Consider the following 21,266-nt stretch of genomic DNA (forward strand, 5'->3'; position numbering starts at 1 on the left):
TCGTAGCATTCAACGAATCGGATGCCACGAGATGCTCAACACAGTCTAAGCGGCGACTATTCCGCCGCCGGCTCGGTGACCAGCGTGTGACGGATGCCGCGTGGCCGACGTCAGTCGCGACGGAGCCGCCGCACCAGCGGCTCGGCGAACCCGCGCAGCTCGGGGGTGCGGATCATCCAGAGGATTCCGAAGTACACGACCGACATGGCGGTGCCGATGACGATCATGGTCGTGATTGCCGCCGCGATGCCCGACATCGCGAAGCCGGTCTCGGTGAGACCGCCGAGCGCGACGAGCAGCACGAAGCCGACGATGAGCGCGGGAACGGCGCCGATCGCATACCGCACGAAGCTCGACGTGATGCGCCATCCGTCGATCTCGCCGAGTCGTCGGCGCAACAGGAAGGTCGCGAGCACCGTCTGCGCGAAGCACGCGAGCGAGGTGAGCAGCGCGATGCCCATCGCGATCCACTCGGGGATGACGTTGATGAGGAGCAGCGCACCCACCGAGAACACCGCGACCTGGAAGAGCGTGAAGAAGAACGGCGTCTTCGTGTCGCCCAGCGCGTAGAACGCGCGTTGCACGATGAACAGGAAGCTGAACGGGATCAGCCCGACCATGTACGCCATGATGACGTTTCCGAACTCGAGGCTCGACTCGAACTCGGCGCCGGACGTGAACACCGTGGCGAACGGGTACGCGCATGCGATGAGCACGATCGCGGCGAGGACGATGATGAGGCTGACCCCCCGGATCGCGCTCGAGACGTCGGCCCGCACGCGGTCGATGTCGCCGATGGAGGCGTGTTCGCTCATCCGTGTGAAGTACGCCGTCGCGATCGACACCGTGATGACAGAGTGCGGCAGCATGAAGATCAGCCAGGCGCTGCCGAGTGCGGCGACCGACGCGCCTTGGCCTGAGGCGAGACCGACGACGTTCGTCTCGACGATGCCCGCGAACGTCGTGAGCAGGAGCATCCCGAAGGTCCAGCTCGCCATGCGGCCGGCGTCGCCGAGACCGACGCCGCGCCAGTGGAAGTCGGGTCGATACCGCAGCCCGATGCGGCGCCAGAACCAGAACAGCACGACGGCCTGCAGCGCGATGCCGAGCGTGGCTGAACCCGCGAGCACGGCGACCATGGCGAAGGTCCAGTCGCCCGGCGCCCGGGTGCCGTTCGGGTCGGCCCCCCACAGCGCCATGAACACGACGAGGCCCGTGATGGCCACGATGTTGTTGAGCACGGGCACCCAGGTGAACGGCCCGAACGACCGGCGGGCGTTCAGCACTTCGCCGAGCAGGGTGTAGAGCCCGTAGAAGAAGATCTGCGGCAGGCACCAGTAGGCGAAGAGGATCGCGAGGTCGATCGTCGCCTGGCTGAGCTGCGTTCCATACAGGCGGACGAGCAGCGGCGCCGCGATGGTGGCGACGACGGTCGCCCCGCCGACGATGACGAGCGCCAGCGTGACGAGCCGATTGATGTAGGCGCTGCCGCCGTCGGCGTGGAGCCCCGCGCGCACGATCTGCGGCACGAGCACAGCACTCAGCACCCCGCCCGCGACGACGACGTAGATCGTGTTCGGCAGCTGGTTCGCGACCGTGAAGGCGTCAGCACCGGCCGAGGCGATGAGGCCGATCGCGTTCGCGAGCACGATCGCCTTCACGAACCCGAGGATGCGGGAGACGATCGTGCCCGAGGCGAGGAATGCGCTCGCGCGCCCGATGCGGTCTTCAGCCATCGCGGCGATCGTCTCCTTGCAGGTCGGGTTCGGTGTGCTTCGTGGCGTCGGCCTCGGCCTCGAGCGTGTCGCCTGAGGCATCCGACTCGGCTGCGGCATCCGCTTCGCCTGCCGCAGCGATCTCGGCGGCCTCCGCCTTCTTCTTGCGGTGGCGACGGATGTTGCGCCAGATGCCGACGCCGAAGAACACGACGACGATGACGCCGATGATGGCGGCGCCGAGGCCCTCCCAGTCGGCCTGCACGTTGACGGGAATCGACACGGGGCTGCCGACCGGCACTCCTTCGGGCGACGTCAGTGAGACAGTGAGCGTCACCTCGCCATTGCCGATGCCCGCGGCGACCGGAACCGTGACGGTGCTGCGAGACTCGGGGTCGATCGTGAGGGTCGCCTGGTCTTCGACGACCAGGCGACCGTTCGACGGTGTGACGTCGACGACCACGGTGACGGGGTACGGCAGTGCGTTCAGGATGGTCGTCGGCACCCCGGTCTCGGACGATACGACATTGATGGGGCTGCTCGGCACGACCGAGACGGCGTCGAGCGTTCGGCGCTGGGCGACCAGCCACTCGCCGACCGCGGCGTCCCATGCCGGCCGGTCGTCGATCCAGTCGACATCGAGCAGGGCGAGGGCGTCGCGCCGGGTCGGCCCGGTGAGCAGTCGAGGATCGTCGAGCACCGTCGCGAATGCGGTCACGTTCGCGTCGGTGCGGATGATGCGGTCGACGTTGTCGATGCGCTGCTGGCCCTCGGGCTCGTCGATGAGCGTGCGCTCGACCGGCGGGGCGCCGATGGCGGCCGTGAGGGAGGCCGGCTCGACGCGCGGATCCGCGGCGAGGGCGTCGAGCGTGGCGGCGACACGTGCCGACTGCGCTCCGGCGCCGCGGCCGAGCGTCGCCAGCAAGGCGACGGGCCGGTCGCCGTCGCCGTCGAGCAGTGCGAGCTCGGCGCCGAGTCGGCCCACGGCGGCCTGCCACTCCGTGTCGCTGAGCGCTTCGGAGGCAGCGCGGAGCGGCTCCGTGAGCCGGTCGTCGGCCACGACGGCGGGTGAGCCGTCGACGCTCGACGCGGCGTTCGCCCACGGTTCGGCGGCCGCGACGTTGCCCGGGGCCAGGATCGGCGTGGTCAGCCCGACGGCGGCGAGGTAGGCGAGATCTCCGGCGGCGACCGTGTCGTCGGCGGGCCAGGCGATGTCGGCTCGGGTATACGGCCAGGCGAGCAGCTCTTCGGTCGTCGGCACTTCGCCCGCGGCCGGTTCGGTCGGCGCCGGCGTCGGCGCATCGTCGCCCTCTGTGGGGTTCGCGGCGTCATCGTCGTCGTCGGCGTCGTCGGCACCGCCACCGTCGCCGGCAGCGCCGTCACCGGCAGCGCCGTCCGCGGCCCCGGTGAAGTTCGCGGGGTCGAGCACGTCGGTGAAGGAGGTGGGGCCGAGCAGTGCCGGCAGGCCGAGCTGCGCCTGCGCCGCGACATCCGCATCTGCATACGCGAGGGGGAATATCTCGTTCGTGAGGCCGGCGAGGCGATCGAGCCAGGCCGTCGCGGTGCTCGGCGCCGAGGTGCCGAGCGTGCGGATCGACGCGATGATGCGCGGGTCGATGCCGATGGCGACGGGGCGGCCTTCGACGGCGTCGAGCTGGCGCGAGAGGAGCCCGAACGGGGAGGTCCAGGTGGCCAGGTCTGCGGCAGCCAGCACGCCGGACGCGGAGGCGGGAACGGTGACGGGAACCGCGACCGCGACCGCGGTCTGGCTCGAGATCGGCGCCGCCGCATTGGCGAAGGCATCGGTGGCGGAGGAGACGAGCGCGTCGCCCACGAGGAGTTCGGCTCCGAACCCGAGCACCGGCGATTCATCGATCTCGGCGATCGCCTCGGCCGGCAGCGTGATCGTCACGACCTCGACGGCGCCCGGAGCGATCGAGGCCGACGGCGCCTCGGCGACGTCGACGCCGTCGATCGGCGTCGCCTCGGGAACGTCGACGTCGACGCCCGCCTCGGCTGCCACGGGGTCGGGAGCCTGCGCGAGCCACGCATCGAGCTCAGTCGTGTCGTCGATCTCCGACGCCGATCGGACGAGTCGGAGGGTGCCGGCCGCGACCGGTTCGGATGTCGCGTTCTCGACCTCGATCTCGAAGGTCACCGGCGCGCCGGGAGCGACGCTCGTGGACGCCGTCGGCGCGACCCGCATGACGACGCCGGAGACGGCGCGCGTCTCGGCCTGGGTGGATCGGGCGCCGGCCACCTCGGACGAGGCGCCCGTCGCAATGCCCGACGAGGCGCCCGTCGCCGCAGTCGCCGCGAGCGGCGCGGTCGCCAGCATCGCTGCCGCAGCGACGGTCGCACCGAACGCCGTGAGGCCGCTTCGGCGGAGCCGGGTCGCGTGCGGTGACGAGGGCGGCCGCTGGGCGCCATCCGTCGATTCGACCCGTGAGCACCGGCGGCGCGCAGGGTTCGACTCGGGCACCATGGTGGCGATTCTACGGCGTGGCACCCGGGCGTTCGCTCGGCATCCACAGGCGCTTCGGGTTCCGTGCGGACCGCGGCATCCGGCGCCGGGCGTTTAACATGGTGGCATGCAGAGTGTCGCGACGGCCCTCGACCGGCTGGGCGAGCTGGCGGCTTCGCCGACCGTTTCGCGACTTGCAGCGGCATTCGAGGCGGCCGGCCACGAGCTCGCCCTCGTCGGCGGCCCGGTGCGCGACGCCTTCCTCGGCCGGCCCGTCAACGACCTCGACTTCACGACGGATGCCACGCCCGACGAGATCCTCTCGATCGTCAAGCCCATCGCCGAGGCCCACTGGGACATCGGCCGCGCGTTCGGCACGATCGGCGCGAAGATCGCCGGCGAGACCGTCGAGATCACGACCTACCGCGCCGACGCCTACGACGGCGCCTCACGGAAGCCCGAGGTCGTCTTCGGTTCGAGCCTCGACGACGACCTCACGCGCCGCGACTTCACGGTCAACGCCCTCGCGCTGCGCCTGCCGAAGCTCGAGCTCGTCGACCCGTCGGGCGGCGTCGAAGATCTCGTCGCCAAGACACTGCGCACCCCGGCGGCTCCCGAGCAGTCGTTCGGCGACGACCCGCTGCGGATGCTCCGTGCCGCACGCTTCTCGGCCCAGCTCGGGTTCGCCGTCGAACCCGCGACGGAGCAGGCCATGACCGACCTCGCCGCCGAGATCGACCGCATCTCGGCCGAGCGCGTGCGCGACGAGCTGACGAAGCTGCTCCTGTCGAGGGCTCCGCGCAGCGGCATCCGACTGCTCGTCGAATCGGGGCTCGCCGAACGCGTGCTGCCCGAACTGCCGGCCCTCTCGCTCGAACGCGACGAGCACCACCGCCATAAAGACGTCTACGAGCACAGCCTCACCGTGCTCGACCAGGCGATCGACTACGAGATCGAGCGCGGCGTGCTCGACTCCCCCGACCTCATCCTGCGTCTCGCCGCGCTGCTGCACGACATCGGCAAGCCCGCGACCCGGCGGTTCGAGCCGGGCGGGGCGGTCAGCTTCCATCACCACGACGTCGTCGGAGCAAAGCTCGCGCGCAAGCGGCTGCGCGCGCTGCGCTTTGACAACGACACCATCGCGGCCGTCTCGCGGCTCATCGAGCTGCACCTGCGCTTCTTCGGGTACACGGATGGCGCGTGGAGCGACTCGGCCGTGCGCCGTTACGTACGCGATGCGGGCGACCAGCTCGAGCGCCTGCACATCCTCGCGCGTGCCGACGTGACGACCCGCAATCGTCGCAAGGCCGACCAGCTCGCGTTCGCCTACGACGACCTCGAGGAGCGCATCGCCGTGCTCACCGAAGAGGAGGAGCTCGCCGCCGTGCGGCCCGAGCTCGACGGCGCCGACATCATGCGCCTGCTCGGCATCGCGCCGGGCCCCGTCGTCGGCGAGGCCTACCGGTACCTGCTCGAGGTGCGGCTCGACGAGGGCCCCATCGGCCCGGATGCCGCGACCGAGCGCCTGCTCGCCTGGTGGGCGTCGCGCGAAGCCACGTCCGACGCCTGAAGCGCGGACGTGGACGCCGCGCCACCGCCCTGGCCCTGTGCACAGCTGCGCGGAGCGGACCGATGAGCCGGGTAGCATCGGCGCGGACTTCAATCGCCGACTTCCGGGGGAACACACGCATGACTGCGACGACCATCGACCGCGCCCACCTGACGACCTTCACGAGATCGCGCGTTCGCTTCCACGTGCTCTGGGGCATCGTGCTGGCGATCGGCGTCGGCTTCTGGTCGCTCGTCTTCGTCGGCCCGGTCGTCGCTCAGGCGACCGAGCGCACCGAACAGGTCACGGCCTCCGCGGTCGAGGAGACGACGATCCTGCAGACGCAGGGGTCGCGCCGGAACCGACACATGGAGAACGTCCGCGCTCTCGTGGTCGAGTTCGAGTACGCCGGCACGCAGTACCGCGAGACGCTCGCGACTGACGACGAGCAGCTCGGAGACGTCACGGTGTACCTCAACACGAGCACCGATCGGGTCTCGTTCGATGCGCCCGAGCCCATCGACTTCTGGGGCTGGTTCTGGGGCGTCGCGGGCGGCCTCGTGCTCGTGGGCGGCGTCATCGCCTACGTCCGCTCGATCGCCGACACCGTTCGACTGTCGCGGTTCGATCCGTCGTCGCGTGCGCCAGAGCTCGTGCTCGATGTCACCGGCGTCAACGTACGCGTCGTGAACCAGAAGAAGGCCGCGACGCCGAAGAACACCGCGATCGACATCACGACCGTCGCCGCGTCGGCGACGGCGACGATCCCGGCCGGCACCGAGCTGGTGCTGACGGCGCAGGCCACTGCCGCGCCGGGCGTCCCGCAGCCGGGTGCCTGCCTCGAGGCCGTCTTCGTGAAGCCGGGCTCGAAGAGCGGGCTCGCGGTCGTTCGATTCGGTGCGGATGCCCCGTGGTGGCCGGTCTCCGCCGGTGAGAAGGCGCCCGAGGCCTGAGACCTGAGAGGCCCGAGCGAATGCTCGGGCCGGCGCGCGCGGCCGAATGGCGCGGGTGCGGGGCATCCGCTATGCTGTCTAGGTTGCCCGTGTGCCGCGATTGTGCGGCCTCCATGGCGTGACGTATGCACAACCCTCCTGCTGCAGAGATCCTGTAGCCGTTTGAGTCCGAAGGAGGTGGGTTAGTCATGCACCAATACGAGCTGATGGTTATCCTCGATCCCGAGATCGATGAGCGCACCGTTGCTCCCAGCCTTGACAAGTTCCTCAACGTCATCCGAAACGATGGCGGCACGGTCGACAAGGTCGACATCTGGGGACGTCGTCGTCTGGCGTACGAGATCAACAAGAAGAACGAGGGCATCTACGCCGTCGTCGACTTCACCGCCGAGTCCAAGACCACCGATGAGCTCGACCGCCAGCTGAACCTCAGCGAAGCAGTCATGCGCACCAAGGTCCTCCGCGCCGAAGAAGCGATCGCACAGGTCGCCGCTCACGCGAAGGCCCAGGAGGCGAAGGCCGCGAAGAAGGCCGCCGCTCAGGCGAAGGCCGGCGCCAAGGCTGCAGCTCCTGCTGCCGCGGTCGCCGCAGCTCCCGCCGCGGCCAAGAAGGACGACTAGTCCTCATGGCCGGCGAGACCATCATCACCGTGGTGGGCAACCTCACTGCAGATCCCGAGCTGCGTTACACGCAGAACGGCCTCGCGGTTGCCAACTTCACCATCGCTTCCACTCCTCGTACGTTCGACCGTCAGGCGAACGAGTGGAAGGACGGCGAAGCGCTGTTCCTGCGCGCGAGCGTCTGGCGTGAATTCGCCGAGCACGTGGCCGGTTCACTCACCAAGGGATCCCGGGTCATCGCTTCCGGGCGTCTCAAGCAGCGTTCCTACGAGACGAAGGAAGGCGAGAAGCGCACCACCATCGAGCTCGAGGTCGATGAAATCGGCCCGAGCCTGCGCTACGCCACCGCGTCCGTGACCCGCGCTCAGTCCAACCGTGGTGTCGGCGGCGGGGGCGGCTCCTTCGGGGGCGGCGCCGGTGCCGACGAGCCGTGGGCACCCAGCGCACCCGCAGCAGCAGCCCCTCAAGGTGGCGGCAGCGGCGGAGACGTCTGGAACACCCCCGGTACGAGCTACGGCGACGAGACCCCCTTCTAGGCCCAGGCGCTTTCGTAGCGCAGCGGCCGGTGAACGGATGCCGCAGGCATCCGCTCGCTCGAATCGTTTTCAATAGACAGGAAAGACAATGGCTGGAAAGTCGAGCGGCGATCGCCGCAAGCCGACCCGCGGGAAGGGCGCGAAGAACGCCGCCCCGGCGAAGTCCATCAAGGTCGGTGTCATCGACTACAAGGACGTCGCGACCCTCCGCAAGTTCATCTCCGAGCGTGGAAAGATCCGCGCCCGCCGTATCACCGGTGTCTCCGTGCAGGAGCAGCGCCTGATCGCCCGTGCCGTCAAGAACGCACGCGAGATGGCCCTCCTGCCCTACTCGGGCTCTGGCCGCTAAGGAGCACGACAATGGCTAAGGTAATTCTCACGCACGAGGTCACCGGCCTCGGCACGGCCGGCGACGTCGTCGAGGTCAAGAGCGGTTACGCTCGCAACTACCTCGTTCCCCAGGGCTTCGCTGTGGCGTGGTCGCGCGGTGGCGAGAAGCAGGTCGAGCAGATCAAGGCGGCTCGCGCCGCTCGCGCCCTGCACTCGCTCGAAGACGCGCAGGCCGTCAAGGCCAAGCTCGAGTCGACGAAGGTCAAGCTGGCCGTCAAGGCCGGCACCGGCGGGCGCCTCTTCGGCTCCGTCAAGACCTCGGATGTCGCGGCTGCCGTCGCGACCGCCGGACTCGGCGAGCTCGACAAGCGCAAGATCGAGATCACGACCCCCATCAAGGCGGTCGGCGACCACGAGGCGACGGTTCGCCTGCACGACGAGCTCTCGGCGACGATCACCCTCCAGGTGGTCGCCGCGAAGTAGTTCGCAGCAACGCACGGAAACGGCGGTTCGGGCCTCGGCCCGGGCCGCCGTTTTCGCGTTCACGCGGCGTTTCGCGTACACCCGCGGCGGTGCCGCGCGCAAGTCGACATCGGTGTTTCCTGAGATGGTTGTACACAGGTCGACTCACAGGATCAGGGGACTTCAAAAGAAGTTTTCCCCCACAGGTGTGAATAGATGAATTGCCTGATCATGACTGAATTCAACCGGTGTAATTCACCGAGTTTCCACAGTTATCCACAGGCGTAGTGCACACATTCCACGGCGTTTCGCCCAGTTTGTCCCCAGAGTTATCCACAGGCTGGGTTGTGCTGTGCACACCGGCTTCCCTATCGTGAAGCAGCGTCCCTTCCACCCCTCGTGAACTCCCGGTTCGTCAGCCATGTCGGCGGCACCCGAGACACTGGGTCATGGGCGCGGGTCGCTCGCCCGTCGGAGCCCGAACCGGAGGTCATCAAGTTGTCGATCGCGCACATCGGGCTCGCTGAACCGGTCGACGACGGTGACGCCCGACGGGGCGAACGCGTTCCGCCGCACGACCTCCTCGCCGAGCAGAGTGCACTCGGCGGCATGATGCTCTCGAAAGACGCCGTCGCCGACGTCATCGAAACCGTGCGCGGCGTCGACTTCTACGTGCCGAAGCACGAGGTCGTCTTCAACGCGATCCTCACCCTCTACTCGCACGGCGAGCCCACCGATGTCATCGCCGTTACCGACGAGCTGACGAAGACCGGCGATCTGCAGCGCGCCGGCGGCGTCGAGTACCTGCACACGCTCACGAGCATCGTGCCGACCGCCGCAAACGCCGGCTTCTACTCCTCGATCGTCGCCGAGCGCGCGATGCTGCGCCGCCTCGTCGAGGCCGGCACCCGCATCGTGCAGATGGGTTACCAGGGCGAGGGCGAGGTCACCGACCTCGTCAACAACGCCCAGGCCGAGATCTACGCGGTGACCGGCTCCGTCGAGACCGAAGACTACGTGCCGCTCTCCGAGGCGGTCACCGTCGCGATCGACGAGATCGAGGCGGCCAAGCACACCGACGGCAAGTTCACGGGCGTGCCGACCGGCTTCGCCGACCTCGACGACCTGACGAACGGCTTCCACCCCGGCCAGATGATCATCGTCGCCGCGCGACCCGCCATGGGAAAGTCGACCCTCGCGCTCGACTTCGCACGCGCCGCATCGATCACGAACGGCCAGCCCTCGGTCTTCTTCTCACTCGAGATGGGCAAGAGCGAGATCGCGATGCGCTTGCTGAGCGCCGAGGCATCCGTGCCCCTGCAGATGATGCGAAAGGGCACCGTCGACTCACGCGACTGGACGACCATCGCCGCGACCCGCGGGCGCATCAACGATGCGCCGCTCTACATCGATGACTCCCCCAACATGACCCTCGTCGAGATCCGCGCGAAGTGCCGGCGTCTCAAGCAGAAGGTCGGGCTGAAGATGGTGGTCATCGACTACCTCCAGCTCATGACGAGCGGCAAGCGCGTCGAGAGCCGCCAGCAAGAGGTCTCGGAGTTCTCGCGTGCGCTCAAGCTGCTCGCGAAAGAACTGCAGGTGCCGGTCATCGCCCTCTCGCAGCTGAACCGTGGCCCCGAGCAGCGCGCCGACAAGATGCCCGCCATCAGCGACCTGCGCGAGTCGGGCTCGATCGAGCAGGACGCCGACATGGTGATCCTGCTGCACCGCGAGAGCGCCTACGAGCGCGACAGCCCCCGCGCGGGCGAGGCCGACCTCATCGTGGCCAAGCACCGCAACGGCCCCACCCGCACGATCACGGTGGCGTTCCACGGCCACTTCTCGCGCTTCGCGGACATGGTGCAGGGGTAGCGGCACAGCTGTAGGTTCCGCGGGAAGATGGCGGAACGGTACGTGTCATGCAAATGGCGGATCCGCCAATCGGCGTGGAATCGCCTCGTTAACGAGTCGGTCTTTCCGCCGCTCGACGAGCTGCGAGCTCGGCGAGAAGCAGACGTGAGGCCTGATCGGCGGAGCGCATGTTCTGCCCGGTGATCAGTGGACCGTCGATCACGACATGGGACGTGAACATCGGTGCTTCCGTGAACTGCGCACCGAGCTCGACAAGCCGTTCTTGCAAGAGGAAGGGCACGAGCTCCTGGCGCTCGAGCTCGGTCTCCTCCCGAGTGGTCAGGCCTGTCACGTTCTTGCCTTCGACGAATGAGCGGCCGGTGTCGGGGTGCCGTCCGCAGAGGGCGGCGACGCCGTGACAGACTGCTGCAACAGGCTTGCCCGCATCCAGTGTTCCGGCGACGAGTCTCGCCACCGCCGGATCGGCGGGAAGATCCCACATGCCGCCGTGACCCCCGGCGAAGAACAGTCCATCGACGACGTCGGAGTCGATTGTCGACAACGGACGCGAATCCTGGAACGCCGCCAGCGCCACGTCGTCGGCGATCAGGCGTTGCAATGCGGCCGTCTCGACGCCTTCTCCGAAACTCAACGGGTCGGTGGGTGGCTCGCCGCCCGCGACCGACGCGACCGTGACCTGCACCCCGGCCTCAGTGAGCACGTAATAGGGTGCCGCGAACGTCTGCAACCCGACGCCCGTTGGGATCGTCGACGAGCCGAGCTGGGCATGCGACGTCACGACGAGGAGCACACGCGGCATCGCCGCCTCCATTCCGACGATCCTGCACCTGCAGGACGATCCTGCGCTTGGAGATCGTGAAGGTGTTCGAGATCGTAGCTGACACTGGGCGACGTATGCCGGGTCACCGACCGGGAGGCTGACGCAACTCAACGCTGAGCACCGTGGGTGGAGCGTCCGGGTACTGCTGCACGTCGATCCGTCTGACGTCGCACTCGGCGCATCGCACGTAGACAATTCGACCCTCTGATGTGGAATGCGCCGACTCGACGATCCACCCGTGCTCATGACCCGTGACCAGTTCGTGCGATGCCTGGACCGCGGCATCCGTGCTCACTCCGCTCGTTCTGCCCGTTGCGGGCGCTCTTGTGTCCATGCACCGACCCTGCCGCGTTCGCGCGCTCGTCGGCAGCACCAGCCGACCGATTCGCGCATCCACCGGTCGGTGGATGCGCCATCCCGGGCGGGAACTGGCCATCTTGCGTGGAATTCGGCGCGTTCAGAACTCGACAAGCGCCGTGGATTCGGCGTCGCTGGCGCTCCGCCGCGACGCGTCGCCGTCACACGACCGCGCGCGCCCTGGCGCTCAGCCGCGCGAACGCGCTCTCTGTGCCTCCGAAGAGCGAACCGCCCTCGCGCACGGCCTGCTGCCACGCGTCGAGCACGTCGTGGCGGTCCATCCCCATGACCGCCTCCCACGGATCATCCTCCTCGATGGGAACGCCGCCCATGCCCCATCGCGCCGCCTCGTACAAGAGCGGGATCGCCGCGACGCCGCGCTCTGTCGCCGAGTAGGTGACCTTGCGGGCATCCGTCTCGCTCGGGGTGCGCACAATGATTCCGCTGCGCTCGAGTCGGGCGAGGCGGTCGGCGAGCACGCTCGGACCGATGCGCTCCTCAGACCGAAGGAACTCCCCGAAAGTGTGCTTGCCGAGGGTGAGCAGGTCGCGCATGATCAGCAGCGACCAGCTGTCGCCGAAGGTCTCCACGGTGAAGTTGGTGGGGCAGGTCGACCGCCCTTCTGCTCGCTTCATGCGGCGAGTCTACGGCATTGACTTTGATCATCATAGTGACTTACGCTTCGATCATCGAAGTGAAACGGATGCCGCGGCGGCGGCCTGCAGCGGAGGAGCCACGATGAACGACACGACCCGGCACGAGACGCGCGATCTCGTCGTGAGCCGAGACATCCCCGCCCCCATCGAGGCGGCCTGGAAGTCGTGGACCGAACCCGACCGCGTGCTTCGCTGGTGGGGCCCGAACGGCTTCACCTGCACGGTCGCCGAGCTCGACGTGCGCGTCGGCGGCACGTCCCTCGTGTGCATGAGCGCCCCCGACTGGGGCTTCCCGGCGCTGTACAGCACCTGGGCATACACGCTCGTCGAGGCACCGCACCGCCTCGAGTTCATCCACAACATCGCCGACGAGCACGGCGCCACGATCGACCCCGCGACCATCGGGGCCGCGGGCATCCCGCGCGACGTGCGGCACGTCATCACGTTCGAGTCCATCGGCGACGACACGACGCGACTCACCGTCACCGAACTCGGCTACATCGACCCCGAGCAGCTCGCGCTCTCGAAGAAGGGCCTCGAGGAGTCCCTCGACAAGCTCGTCGCGATCTACGTGTGAACCCAGCCCCCCTGGGCAGGCGTCACGCGCCCGCGGAATCCACACGTCTCGAGGATGTCAGGATGTGATCATGTCGATCGCGCAGACGCCTGAACCGCCGTATACCGCTGTGATCTTCACGTCGCTTCGCACTGCCGGCGAGAACGGCTATGGCGTGATGTCCCAGCGGATGGTCGACCTCGCCGCTCAGCAGCCAGGATTCCTCGGGATCGAGGCCGCACGAGACGGGCTGGGGATCACGGTCTCCTATTGGGAGGGCGACGCTGCGGCAGCAGCGTGGAAACGGGTGACCGAGCACGTGATCGCCCAAGAACGCGGCCGTGCGGTCTGGTACGAGGACTACCAGGTCCGCGTCGCAACCGTCAGTCGCTCGTACGGACCTGACGGCCCGCGTTAGGCCTGCAGCGGCAGAACGCGTCGGCGCGGGCGGGGCACGATGCGGCCGTTGCGGTGCGCCCACACCAGCAGCACCGCCGTCACGGCCGAGCACGCGAGCACCGCGACGAGGCTCGCTTCGGGGCCGAATGCGCCGCCAGTGAGCCAGATCGGCCCCTGGGTCACGCCCTCGACCAGCGAACCCTGCGCATCCGAACCGGACGAGATGGTGCCGAAGAGTGCGACCAGCGCGATGTTCCAGCCGAGGTGCAGCCCGATGGGCAACCACAGCGATCGCGTCGCGACGAACGCGGCGCCGAGCATGAGCCCGGCTTCGACGGCGATGGCCACGGCGCCCCACAGCGTCGCTCCCGGGTTCAGCAGGTGCACGAGCCCGAAGAGCACACTGGAGCCGGCGAGTGCGATCCACGTGCCGAACGCGCGCTGGAGCAACTGAAGGATGACGCCGCGGAAGAGCACCTCTTCGGTCACCGCGATCGCGCACATCATGCCGACGACCGTGAGCGCCCCGGCGACCGTGCCGATACCGGTGACCTGATAGCCGCCGAGAAGTGCGATGATCCCGATCGTGAGCGCGGCGAGGGCGAGCCCGCCCAGCGCGCCGATCGCCAGCCGCGTGGCACGTGGGCGGTCGAGTTCGACGACCGAGCGACCTTCGATGCGCCCGACGAACCAGGCATACAGCCATAACACGAGCACGCCCATCGCAGGCCCGACGACGAGCGAGACGAGCGGGTTCGGGAGAGCGGATGCGACGGTGTTGACGACGAGCATCACGATGAGGAACGTCGCGACGAGCAGAGCGGTACGGCCTGCCGAGTGAGAACGGGTTCGTGCCGGCTTCGAGAGGAGTGAGGTCATGCCGCACACGCTATGGAGGTCATCCCTCGCCGGTCGTCACCCCCGGGTATCCGATCCGGGTAGCTCCGCGGAGCTACCCGGAGCCGGAGCGCTCCCATCCCCACCGCGAGATCGGGTCGGAGCGGCGACGACCTACTGAGGGCTCACGCGTCCTAGGCTGCGGGGATGCGTGTGCTCCGTGTCATCCTGCCGGCTGTGGTTGCTGTGCTCGCCTGGATCGCGAGCGACGCGCTCGCCCGGATCGCGTCCATGAGCACCGAGCCTCGACTTCGCACGGTCCTGCGCGTTCTCGCGCCCGACACGATGTCGATCGCCGCTGAAGGACCGTGGCCATGGGGGGGCGCACTTCTCGCAGCGGTTTCCGTCGCGCTCGCGGGTGGGTACCTCTTCTTCACCACGTTGCTCGGTCCGGCCCGTGGCAGACGCGGCTTCGCAGCGGCGTGGTTCGCCGCGATCGCAGCGGGAACCATCACGATCGCGGTGCCCATGGGTGTCGCCGCGATCGCGGCGGCATCCGCACCCGCAGAGCTCGTGCAACTCTCCCCCGAGCCGCTCGCAGCGGCGGCGCTGTGGGGTCTCGGATGGGGCTGGCTTCCCGCGCTCACCGCCCTGCTCCTCGTCGATCGACGGGAGGACGACGCCGAACGCTCCGACGCCGAACGCACCGCTGGCCGGCGTCGGCACCGCTCACTTCTCGTCGTGGCTGCCGTCATCGCGGTGCTGGGTCTCGGTGCCACGGCCGTGCTCGAGCCGATCTCGCGCGACGCCTGGCACGCCGCACTCCAGGCGGAGATCCCCGAGGAGTCCGCGCCGCCGGCTCCGACGGGCGAGCCCGTGCCCGAGGTCGCACCGGGCGACTGGCAGATCGACCCGCTGTGGTGCACCGACAACCAGCTCGAGTTCAGTGCCTCGGCTCCCGACTCTGCAGCCGGTAGTCGCGCCATGAGCGTCACCGCGACCAACGTCAGCCAGGCACCGTGCGTGCTCGAGGGTTACCCCGACCTGGGATTCAGCGACCCCGTGACGACCGCGCTCGACGTGCGGGTCGAGCACGGCTCCGCGATGGGAGCGGATGACGCCGGCCCAGTGCGAATCGAGTTGGCCCCCGATGCAACGGCCAAGGCGACGATCGCCTGGCGGGCGATGGCGACCTCCGACTCCGATCGGGAACCGGCGGGCTGGTTGCACCTCGCGCCCTACCACGGCGGAATCCGGCAGATGATGCAGGTCGAGACCGACATCATCGGAGGCGAGGTCGTCGTCACGGCATGGCGCGCCGCTGACCCGGGCTGACCTTCGGCAGCATCGTCGGTTGACCGGGATCGCATCTACGACGACAGTTGGCAGCGACTCGTGTTCGTGCCACGGGTCGCGGAAGTGAAGAGTTCTTCGGTAGACACATCAATGGAGGGCAACGAGATGAGACCGCTTCGATACTCGATCAACGTCACGCTCGACGGATGCTGCCATCACGAGGCGGGGCTCCCGCCCGACGAGGAGTCGATGCGCTACTGGACCGCCGAGATGGAGCGGGCCGACGCCCTGCTGTTCGGCCGCGTGACCTACGAGATGATGGAATCCGCGTGGCGGAAGCCGGCCACGGGCGTGTGGCCCGACTGGATGCGCGAGTGGGAGATCCCCTTCGCCGAGACCATCGACCGGGCGAAGAAGTACGTCGTGTCGAGCACGCTGAGCGCGGTCGATTGGAACGCCGAGCTCGTGCACGGTGATCTGGGACCGGCGGTTCAGCGGCTGAAGCAGTCGGGTGAGCGCCTGTGGGTGGGTGGCGTGACGCTGCCCCTGGCACTGGCAGACCTGGGACTGATCGACGAGTACGAGTTCGTCGTGCAGCCGGTGCTCGCCGGACATGGGCCGACCCTGCTCGCTGGTCTGCACGAGCGCATCCGGCTCGAACTCGTGGAACGCCACGAGTTCGGGTCGGGGGCTGTAGCCATGCGGTACCTGCCCGCGGGCGCCGCAGCCTGACGTGACCTACGCCTCGTGGATCGTGCGTCCGCCGACCACCGTGCGCACCACTCGCGTCTCGAGCAGTTCGTCGGGCGCGGCCGTGAACACGTCGCGGTCGAGCACGATGAAGTCGGCGTGGAGGCCCGCCGCGATGCGGCCGTACGATCCATCGGCGTGGCTTGCCCATGCGGCGTCGCGCGTCGCATGCTCGATCGCGGTCATGAGCGGCAGCGCATAGGCCGGAATGTTGGCCGGCAGCGAGGGGTCGAGCGCCGAGCGCCGGGTCGCGGCGATGAACATGTTCGGCAGCGGCGCGTACGGCGACGTCGGCGAGTCGGTGCCGAACACGAGCGGCGCGCCGGCATCCGTCATCTCGGGCCACGGGAAGCCGCGATCGACGCGCGCGTCGCCGAGCACCGCCCGCCAGTTGGCCTGAATCGCCGGGTCGGCGTGCACTGGCTGCATGCTCGCGGTGATGCCGAGCGCGGCCAGGCGGTCGATGTCGGCGCGATCCACGACCTCGAGGTGCTCGATACGGTGACGACGGTGCCGAGGGCCGTTCACGGCGATCGCGTGTTCGACGGCTGAGATCGCGATGCGCACCGCCGCGTCGCCGATCGCGTGCATCGCGACCTGCAGGCCGGCGGCGTCGGCCGCCGCGACGACCGGGGCGAGCTCGTCGAGGCTCCACACCGGCTCGGGGTCGCTGCCGTCGGAGTACGGATGACCGACGGCCGCGGTGCATCCGTCGACCGTTCCGTCGATCATGACCTTGATGCCCACGACCCGCAGCCACTCCGACGAGTGGCTAGCGGCGAGTTCGACCGCCCGCGCGACTTGCCCGAGGTTCGTCGCCTCGTCGCCCATCGGTGCCACGCGCCAGTGCCCCGCGATGTGCGCGGTGAGTGCGCCCGCCGCCTCGGCGCGCACCATCGCGGCGAGGTCGTCTTCGTCGAGGCCCATGTCGGTCGCCGCCGTGACGCCGGCCGCCGCGTACCCGCGCAGTGCTGCGGCCAGCGCCGTGTCGCGGTCGTCGTCGGTCGTGAATCCGGCGAGCACCGGATGCACCAGCAGGTGCATGGCGGTCTCGTCGACGAGTCCCGTGGCGCGCCCATCGGCGTCACGGTGCACCATGCCGCCCGCAGGGTCGGCGGTGTCGTCACCGATGCCCGTCTCGGCGAGGGCCGCGGTGTTGAGCCAGATGGAGTGCAGGTCGTACGCGTCGGCGTACACGGGCCGGTCGGCGACGACCGCGTCGAGCAGTTCGCGAGTCGGGCGACCGCCGACGGCGGCGTGCTGCCAGCCCTGCGCGCGAATGCGCGTCGCGGCGGGGTGCGCCTCGGCGAACTCGCGGATGCGGCGCTGGATCTCGTCGATCGTGTCGGCACCCCACAGGTCGACGAAGCCGGCCGCCTCCCCGGTGCTGACGACGTGCGCGTGCGCGTCGACGAACCCGGGCAGCACCGTGGCGCCGCCGAGGTCGACCGTCACGGCATCCGTTCCGGCGATGCGGCGCGCGGTGTCGTCGTCGCCGACGTAGGCGAAGCGGCCGTCGCGGACGACGATCGCCGTAGCCCGGCGACGCGCGTCGGCAGTGAAGACCTGGGCGTGCATATACAGGGTGGTCATGGCCGACCCGCCTTTCCGAGTGGGCTGCGCAGCAGCAATGCGTAGAGGGATGCCGCCACGACCATGCCGACCGGAACCGACAGGTCGATGTAGCCGAGGGCCTCGGAGATCGGGCCGGCCCACACCGTGGTCGACAGGCACAGCGCCGCCGCGATGCCGCCGACGACCACTGCCCCGACACCGGGGATGCTCCACCCGCCGGTGTACCAGAAGGGTGCCCCGCGTTCGTCGTCGAACAGCTCGACGCCGTCGTAGCGGTTTCGGCGCAGCACGACGTCGGTGACGAACACCGCCATGGTCGGCGCGGACACGATCACGAGGAACTGCAGCATCAGGTTGACGGCGTCGAGGAGGCTCGTCGACAGCACGAGGTAGATCGTGAGCCCCGTGCCGATCACGCCGACCACGATCGCGGCGGGGATGCGACGGAGCGGGATGCCGATCGCCTGCAACGCCATGCTCGAGGTGTACGTCGTCATGCCGTTGAGCGCGATGGTGTTGACGATGACCCCGACCACGAAGACGGGCACGAGCCAGGACGGCAGGAGCGCGAGCAGGGCGGACTCGATGCCCGCATCCATTCCGTTCATCACGACCGTGCCCAGCAGCACGCCGACGATGGTGAACACCATGCCGGGCAGGGCGCCGCCGAGCGCGGTCGCCGCGATGATGTGCGATGGCTTCGTCGAGCGCGGCAGGTACCGCGCGATGTCGGGGCTGTTGATGTAGGAGATCGGGCCTGATGCGATGAGCGTGAAGCCGATCGTGATGGCCGACCAGAGACCGATGCCCGACAGCGGCTCGGTCGCCTCGTAGCTCCAGTCCACCTGCGGCAGGATGAAGGCCGTCACGGTGACGAAGATGACGGCGAGCACGATCGCGAGCCATGAGTAGACGCGCACGATGAGCGCGTGGCCGTAGACGGCGACGAGCACCGTGAGCCCTGCGATGACGAGGGTGACGACGATCGGCACGATGATCGGGTCGGTGAGGCCCATTCCGGCCAGGAGCTCGGCGCCGAGGAACGACGAGGCCAGCCAGTTGAGCGCGAGGAACACCGCGCCGATGAGCCAGCCGGTGAAGGCGACCACCGGCCTGTTGCCGAAGATGCCGTAGACGGCGCGCGTGATGACCGATCCCGAGGTGCCCGCGGCGGGCCCGCTGATCGCGATGATGCCCGGGAACACCCAGAGCGCCGACCCCGCGATGACGACGAGCACGGCCTGCCAGATCTCGAGGCCCAGCAGAACGAGCGTCGCGCCCACGGTGAAGTTCAGGATGCTGACGCTCGGCGCGGCCCAGACGAAGAAGAGGTCGCGCGCGCGGCCGCGGCGCTCCCCTGCGCCGATCAGCTCGATGCCGCGGGTCTCGGGCTGCGTCGCGGCATCCGCGAACTCATCGGACGATGGCGGAGCCTTCGTGGCTTGCGATTCGTGTGACACGGGTTTCCTCTCGGGGCGCCCAGGACGTCGTCGTCCATCTTCGGGCTTCGTTGCTTCGGGGCGGGTCTGCGCGCTATTGGCCAGACGATCAATAGGCTATTGGTCACACATCCAATAACATGTCGGACATGGTGTCAAGCCTCGAAGCCCGACGGGTCCGCAAGCAACCTGATGAGCGCCGCGCCGAGATCCTCGCCGCGGCAGCCGACATCGCGCTCGCGGAGGGGCTGGAGTGCATCACACTGCGCGCCGTCGCCGAGCGCATCGGCGTGCGCCCCGGACTCATCACGCACTACTACCCGTCGGCCGAAGACCTCGTGATCGCCGCGTTCGTTCGCGCGGCCGAGAGCGAGCGCGACGGCGCCAACCCGGTCGAGGGAGCTCCGCTCGCGCGCGTCGCCGCGTTCGTGCGCGACATGGAAGCGCCCTCATCCGACCCGATCTCGAAGCTCTGGCTCAACGCTCGCCACCTGTCACGGTTCATCCCCGCCCTCGCCGAGGCCGTGCACGAGCAGGAGAAGCTCAACGTCGCGAGCCTCCTCGCGATGATCGAGGGCGGCGTGGCCGACGGCACCTTCCGCTGCGAAGACCCGCTCGCGGCGTGCGTGCGCATCCTCGTGGCGATCGACGGCCACGGAGCCTACGTCAACGACATCGGCGGGTTCATCCATGAGGCCTACGGATGCTTCGTGAGCGACACCGCCGAATGGGCGCTCGGGCTGGCCCCTGGGGCGCTCGCAGCAGCCCGCGACTGAGCTGGTTCGCGCGGCCACGGTCGTCACGGGGTGCCGGCACGACATAATGAGGCATGTCCTCTTCAGTCGAACGCCGTTCCAATCCGACTGCCTGGGCCGCGTTCTGGTTCGCGCTGGCCGGTCTCGTGCTCATGCCCATCCCGCTGTTCATCGGGCTGATCCTCGGCGGCGCCCTCTCGATCGTCGCCGCGATCCTCGCCGTGATCGCGCTCCTCAAGGGGCTCGCGCGCAGCGGCAAGGGCATCGCGCCGGTCGTGTTCGCGGCGATCTTCATCGCGCTCACCTGGGGTGGCATCTCGGTTGGGGGCGGCACCGTCTGGTAGGTCAACCAGGCGGTTCCCCCGCGTCAGGCCAGGTGCAGGGCAGCGTGCGCGGGCCCCTCGTTCTTCGCGCGACGGCGCTCGCTGACGATGAAGACGATGAGGAGGACCACGCCCGCCACGACGATGAGGTACGTGCTGAACGCGGCCCAGAGGCCGAACACGTTCGAGACCGGGTCGCCGCCGTGCAGGAAGAGGGTCGGGTCGGTGGTCGCGTGCAGCAGGATCGGCCAGATCAGGTTGCCGGTGACCCGCAGTGCGAGATACATGCAGAAGCCGAAGAAGAACGTGTAGACGACCTGCTGGAGCGTCGTCGCAAGACCTTGGTCGCTCGTGAACACGTTGCCGATGTGCAGCGCTGCGAAGATGCCGGCCGAGGCCATCGCTACGGCGATCTCGCCGTGCCCGGCCTTGCGCATGAGGTTCACGACGTAGCCGCGCGTCAGCACCTCTTCGGCGAAGCCGACGAACAGTCCGGTGAACAGCCAGGCGGCGACGAGCGCGGCGCCCGCCTTGTCGTAGTCGATGCTGAGCAGCGCCGACACGTTGATGGAGAGCACCACGGCGATCGCGACCCACATCCAGCCGCGACCGCGCACCGGCTGCGGGCCGAAGAGCTCCTTCAGCCACCCGAGCGAGAGCGCGAAGACCACCAGGAGGATGCTGGCGAGCACGATCGGCAGCGCAGTGGCGATGAGCACGTCCGCCGGGCCACCGGCTTCACCGCGAGCAGGGCTTCCGGTGTCGCCGAAGACCCAGCCCACGAGGAGCCCCATGAGCTGGTACAGCCCGTAGTAGACGGCGGCGAGCAGGAGCGCCCGCCAGAATCCACCGTGCTCCCAGAACCGCTTCCACGGGTTGGTCGACTGATCGGTCACTGCTTCCTCCGAAAACCACAGCTCAAGCCACAGAAGCAGTCGCTTCCCGGTCATGAGCGTAGTCGAGCACTGTTTCCATCGTGCGTTTCGCACGAACCGTCGAGCA

21 protein-coding genes are annotated in these 21,266 nt (G+C 68.8%); 13 read left to right on the forward strand and 8 right to left on the reverse strand.

The genetic code is table 11. The annotated features are described in order from the left end of the window. Positions 1 to 110: 110 nt before the first annotated feature. Both murJ and VPH61_RS04945 read right to left on the reverse strand, forming a co-directional pair. Positions 111 to 1,736, reverse strand: coding sequence for a murein biosynthesis integral membrane protein MurJ (gene murJ / locus VPH61_RS04940; protein WP_332062386.1), 1,626 nt, complete (start codon positions 1,734 to 1,736; stop codon positions 111 to 113). Further along, a complete protein-coding gene (locus VPH61_RS04945) occupies positions 1,729 to 4,200 on the reverse strand; it encodes a DUF6049 family protein (protein WP_332062387.1) in 2,472 nt (823 codons plus the stop codon). The genes murJ and VPH61_RS04945 overlap by 8 nt, the downstream gene beginning before the upstream one ends. Positions 4,201 to 4,306: 106 nt before the next feature. Between VPH61_RS04945 and VPH61_RS04950 the strand changes: the two genes are divergently transcribed. The 7 genes from VPH61_RS04950 to dnaB all read left to right on the forward strand — a co-directional run bounded on the left by VPH61_RS04950 (position 4,307) and on the right by dnaB (position 10,501). Continuing rightward, the gene (locus tag VPH61_RS04950; protein ID WP_332062388.1) at positions 4,307 to 5,749 is read left to right on the forward strand and encodes a CCA tRNA nucleotidyltransferase; all 1,443 of its coding nucleotides are present in this window, start codon (positions 4,307 to 4,309) and stop codon (positions 5,747 to 5,749) included. Between the two features lie 119 nt (positions 5,750 to 5,868). After that, positions 5,869 to 6,681 carry a hypothetical protein gene (locus VPH61_RS04955; protein WP_332062389.1) on the forward strand — a complete coding sequence of 271 codons (813 nt, stop codon included), beginning with the start codon at positions 5,869 to 5,871 and terminating at the stop codon, positions 6,679 to 6,681. A 188-nt stretch (positions 6,682 to 6,869) separates the two neighbouring features. Further along, positions 6,870 to 7,301, forward strand: a complete 432-nt coding sequence (gene rpsF / locus VPH61_RS04960; protein WP_332062390.1) for a 30S ribosomal protein S6 — start codon at positions 6,870 to 6,872, stop codon at positions 7,299 to 7,301. Between the two features lie 5 nt (positions 7,302 to 7,306). Continuing rightward, on the forward strand, positions 7,307 to 7,837 hold the full coding sequence (locus VPH61_RS04965; protein ID WP_332062391.1) for a single-stranded DNA-binding protein: 531 nt from the start codon (positions 7,307 to 7,309) through the stop codon (positions 7,835 to 7,837). Positions 7,838 to 7,925: 88 nt separating this feature from the next. Continuing rightward, on the forward strand, positions 7,926 to 8,186 hold the full coding sequence (gene rpsR / locus VPH61_RS04970) for a 30S ribosomal protein S18 (RefSeq protein ID WP_022892391.1): 261 nt from the start codon (positions 7,926 to 7,928) through the stop codon (positions 8,184 to 8,186). An 11-nt stretch (positions 8,187 to 8,197) separates the two neighbouring features. Further along, positions 8,198 to 8,650, forward strand: a complete 453-nt coding sequence (gene rplI, locus VPH61_RS04975) for a 50S ribosomal protein L9 (protein WP_074260448.1) — start codon at positions 8,198 to 8,200, stop codon at positions 8,648 to 8,650. Between the two features lie 477 nt (positions 8,651 to 9,127). After that, positions 9,128 to 10,501: a replicative DNA helicase gene (dnaB, locus tag VPH61_RS04980; RefSeq protein WP_056007924.1), complete on the forward strand. Its 1,374-nt coding sequence runs from the start codon at positions 9,128 to 9,130 to the stop codon at positions 10,499 to 10,501. An 88-nt stretch (positions 10,502 to 10,589) separates the two neighbouring features. Here dnaB and VPH61_RS04985 read toward each other — a convergent pair whose 3' ends face one another. Continuing rightward, complete coding sequence (locus VPH61_RS04985; RefSeq protein WP_332062392.1) at positions 10,590 to 11,312, reverse strand: type 1 glutamine amidotransferase domain-containing protein; 723 nt, start codon at positions 11,310 to 11,312, stop codon at positions 10,590 to 10,592. Positions 11,313 to 11,839: 527 nt separating this feature from the next. Further along, positions 11,840 to 12,313: a winged helix-turn-helix transcriptional regulator gene (locus tag VPH61_RS04990; protein WP_332062393.1), complete on the reverse strand. Its 474-nt coding sequence runs from the start codon at positions 12,311 to 12,313 to the stop codon at positions 11,840 to 11,842. Between the two features lie 103 nt (positions 12,314 to 12,416). Between VPH61_RS04990 and VPH61_RS04995 the strand changes: the two genes are divergently transcribed. Both VPH61_RS04995 and VPH61_RS05000 read left to right on the forward strand, forming a co-directional pair. Continuing rightward, complete coding sequence (locus VPH61_RS04995; protein WP_332062394.1) at positions 12,417 to 12,911, forward strand: SRPBCC family protein; 495 nt, start codon at positions 12,417 to 12,419, stop codon at positions 12,909 to 12,911. Between the two features lie 70 nt (positions 12,912 to 12,981). Then, positions 12,982 to 13,308 (forward strand): antibiotic biosynthesis monooxygenase family protein, encoded by a 327-nt coding sequence (locus VPH61_RS05000; protein ID WP_332062395.1) that lies wholly within the window; start codon positions 12,982 to 12,984, stop codon positions 13,306 to 13,308. Here the strand turns inward: VPH61_RS05000 and VPH61_RS05005 are convergent. After that, positions 13,305 to 14,168: a CPBP family intramembrane glutamic endopeptidase gene (locus VPH61_RS05005; RefSeq protein WP_332062396.1), complete on the reverse strand. Its 864-nt coding sequence runs from the start codon at positions 14,166 to 14,168 to the stop codon at positions 13,305 to 13,307. The genes VPH61_RS05000 and VPH61_RS05005 overlap by 4 nt on opposite strands. A gap of 165 nt (positions 14,169 to 14,333) precedes the next feature. Between VPH61_RS05005 and VPH61_RS05010 the strand changes: the two genes are divergently transcribed. Then, complete coding sequence (locus tag VPH61_RS05010) at positions 14,334 to 15,461, forward strand: DUF4232 domain-containing protein (RefSeq protein WP_332062397.1); 1,128 nt, start codon at positions 14,334 to 14,336, stop codon at positions 15,459 to 15,461. A gap of 126 nt (positions 15,462 to 15,587) precedes the next feature. Beyond that, complete coding sequence (locus VPH61_RS05015; RefSeq protein ID WP_332062398.1) at positions 15,588 to 16,154, forward strand: dihydrofolate reductase family protein; 567 nt, start codon at positions 15,588 to 15,590, stop codon at positions 16,152 to 16,154. 6 nt (positions 16,155 to 16,160) lie between these two features. Here VPH61_RS05015 and VPH61_RS05020 read toward each other — a convergent pair whose 3' ends face one another. Beyond that, positions 16,161 to 17,765: an amidohydrolase gene (locus VPH61_RS05020; RefSeq protein ID WP_332062399.1), complete on the reverse strand. Its 1,605-nt coding sequence runs from the start codon at positions 17,763 to 17,765 to the stop codon at positions 16,161 to 16,163. Next, complete coding sequence (locus VPH61_RS05025; RefSeq protein WP_332062400.1) at positions 17,762 to 19,207, reverse strand: purine-cytosine permease family protein; 1,446 nt, start codon at positions 19,205 to 19,207, stop codon at positions 17,762 to 17,764. Before VPH61_RS05025 ends, VPH61_RS05020 begins: the two co-directional genes overlap by 4 nt. 128 nt (positions 19,208 to 19,335) lie before the next feature. Between VPH61_RS05025 and VPH61_RS05030 the strand changes: the two genes are divergently transcribed. Beyond that, positions 19,336 to 19,962, forward strand: a complete 627-nt coding sequence (locus VPH61_RS05030) for a TetR/AcrR family transcriptional regulator (protein ID WP_332062401.1) — start codon at positions 19,336 to 19,338, stop codon at positions 19,960 to 19,962. A 53-nt stretch (positions 19,963 to 20,015) separates the two neighbouring features. Continuing rightward, positions 20,016 to 20,285 (forward strand): hypothetical protein, encoded by a 270-nt coding sequence (locus VPH61_RS05035; RefSeq protein WP_332062402.1) that lies wholly within the window; start codon positions 20,016 to 20,018, stop codon positions 20,283 to 20,285. A gap of 23 nt (positions 20,286 to 20,308) precedes the next feature. Here the strand turns inward: VPH61_RS05035 and VPH61_RS05040 are convergent, their stop codons facing one another. Further along, entirely contained in the window at positions 20,309 to 21,160 is an 852-nt protein-coding gene (locus VPH61_RS05040; protein WP_332062403.1) for a CPBP family intramembrane glutamic endopeptidase, read from the reverse strand. Positions 21,161 to 21,266: the final 106 nt, after the last annotated feature.

The organism is Agromyces sp. CCNWLW203 (genome assembly GCF_036576125.1).
Classification (GTDB): domain Bacteria; phylum Actinomycetota; class Actinomycetes; order Actinomycetales; family Microbacteriaceae; genus Agromyces.

Excerpts from the sequence above, each read along its gene's own strand:
- VPH61_RS05010 (WP_332062397.1), top strand. The coding sequence starts at position 14,334 with ATGCGTGTGCTCCGTGTCATCCTGCCGGCTGTGGTTGCTGTGCTCGCC.
- VPH61_RS05005 (WP_332062396.1), bottom strand. The coding sequence starts at position 14,168 with ATGACCTCACTCCTCTCGAAGCCGGCACGAACCCGTTCTCACTCGGCA.
- VPH61_RS04955 (WP_332062389.1), top strand. The coding sequence starts at position 5,869 with ATGACTGCGACGACCATCGACCGCGCCCACCTGACGACCTTCACGAGA.
- VPH61_RS04985 (WP_332062392.1), bottom strand. The coding sequence starts at position 11,312 with ATGGAGGCGGCGATGCCGCGTGTGCTCCTCGTCGTGACGTCGCATGCC.
- VPH61_RS04990 (WP_332062393.1), bottom strand. The coding sequence starts at position 12,313 with ATGAAGCGAGCAGAAGGGCGGTCGACCTGCCCCACCAACTTCACCGTG.
- rplI (WP_074260448.1), top strand. The coding sequence starts at position 8,198 with ATGGCTAAGGTAATTCTCACGCACGAGGTCACCGGCCTCGGCACGGCC.
- VPH61_RS05035 (WP_332062402.1), top strand. The coding sequence starts at position 20,016 with ATGTCCTCTTCAGTCGAACGCCGTTCCAATCCGACTGCCTGGGCCGCG.
- VPH61_RS05000 (WP_332062395.1), top strand. The coding sequence starts at position 12,982 with ATGTCGATCGCGCAGACGCCTGAACCGCCGTATACCGCTGTGATCTTC.
- VPH61_RS05015 (WP_332062398.1), top strand. The coding sequence starts at position 15,588 with ATGAGACCGCTTCGATACTCGATCAACGTCACGCTCGACGGATGCTGC.
- VPH61_RS04945 (WP_332062387.1), bottom strand. The coding sequence starts at position 4,200 with ATGGTGCCCGAGTCGAACCCTGCGCGCCGCCGGTGCTCACGGGTCGAA.
- VPH61_RS04965 (WP_332062391.1), top strand. The coding sequence starts at position 7,307 with ATGGCCGGCGAGACCATCATCACCGTGGTGGGCAACCTCACTGCAGAT.
- VPH61_RS04950 (WP_332062388.1), top strand. The coding sequence starts at position 4,307 with ATGCAGAGTGTCGCGACGGCCCTCGACCGGCTGGGCGAGCTGGCGGCT.
- VPH61_RS05020 (WP_332062399.1), bottom strand. The coding sequence starts at position 17,765 with ATGACCACCCTGTATATGCACGCCCAGGTCTTCACTGCCGACGCGCGT.
- rpsR (WP_022892391.1), top strand. The coding sequence starts at position 7,926 with ATGGCTGGAAAGTCGAGCGGCGATCGCCGCAAGCCGACCCGCGGGAAG.
- rpsF (WP_332062390.1), top strand. The coding sequence starts at position 6,870 with ATGCACCAATACGAGCTGATGGTTATCCTCGATCCCGAGATCGATGAG.
- murJ (WP_332062386.1), bottom strand. The coding sequence starts at position 1,736 with ATGGCTGAAGACCGCATCGGGCGCGCGAGCGCATTCCTCGCCTCGGGC.
- VPH61_RS05030 (WP_332062401.1), top strand. The coding sequence starts at position 19,336 with ATGGTGTCAAGCCTCGAAGCCCGACGGGTCCGCAAGCAACCTGATGAG.
- VPH61_RS04995 (WP_332062394.1), top strand. The coding sequence starts at position 12,417 with ATGAACGACACGACCCGGCACGAGACGCGCGATCTCGTCGTGAGCCGA.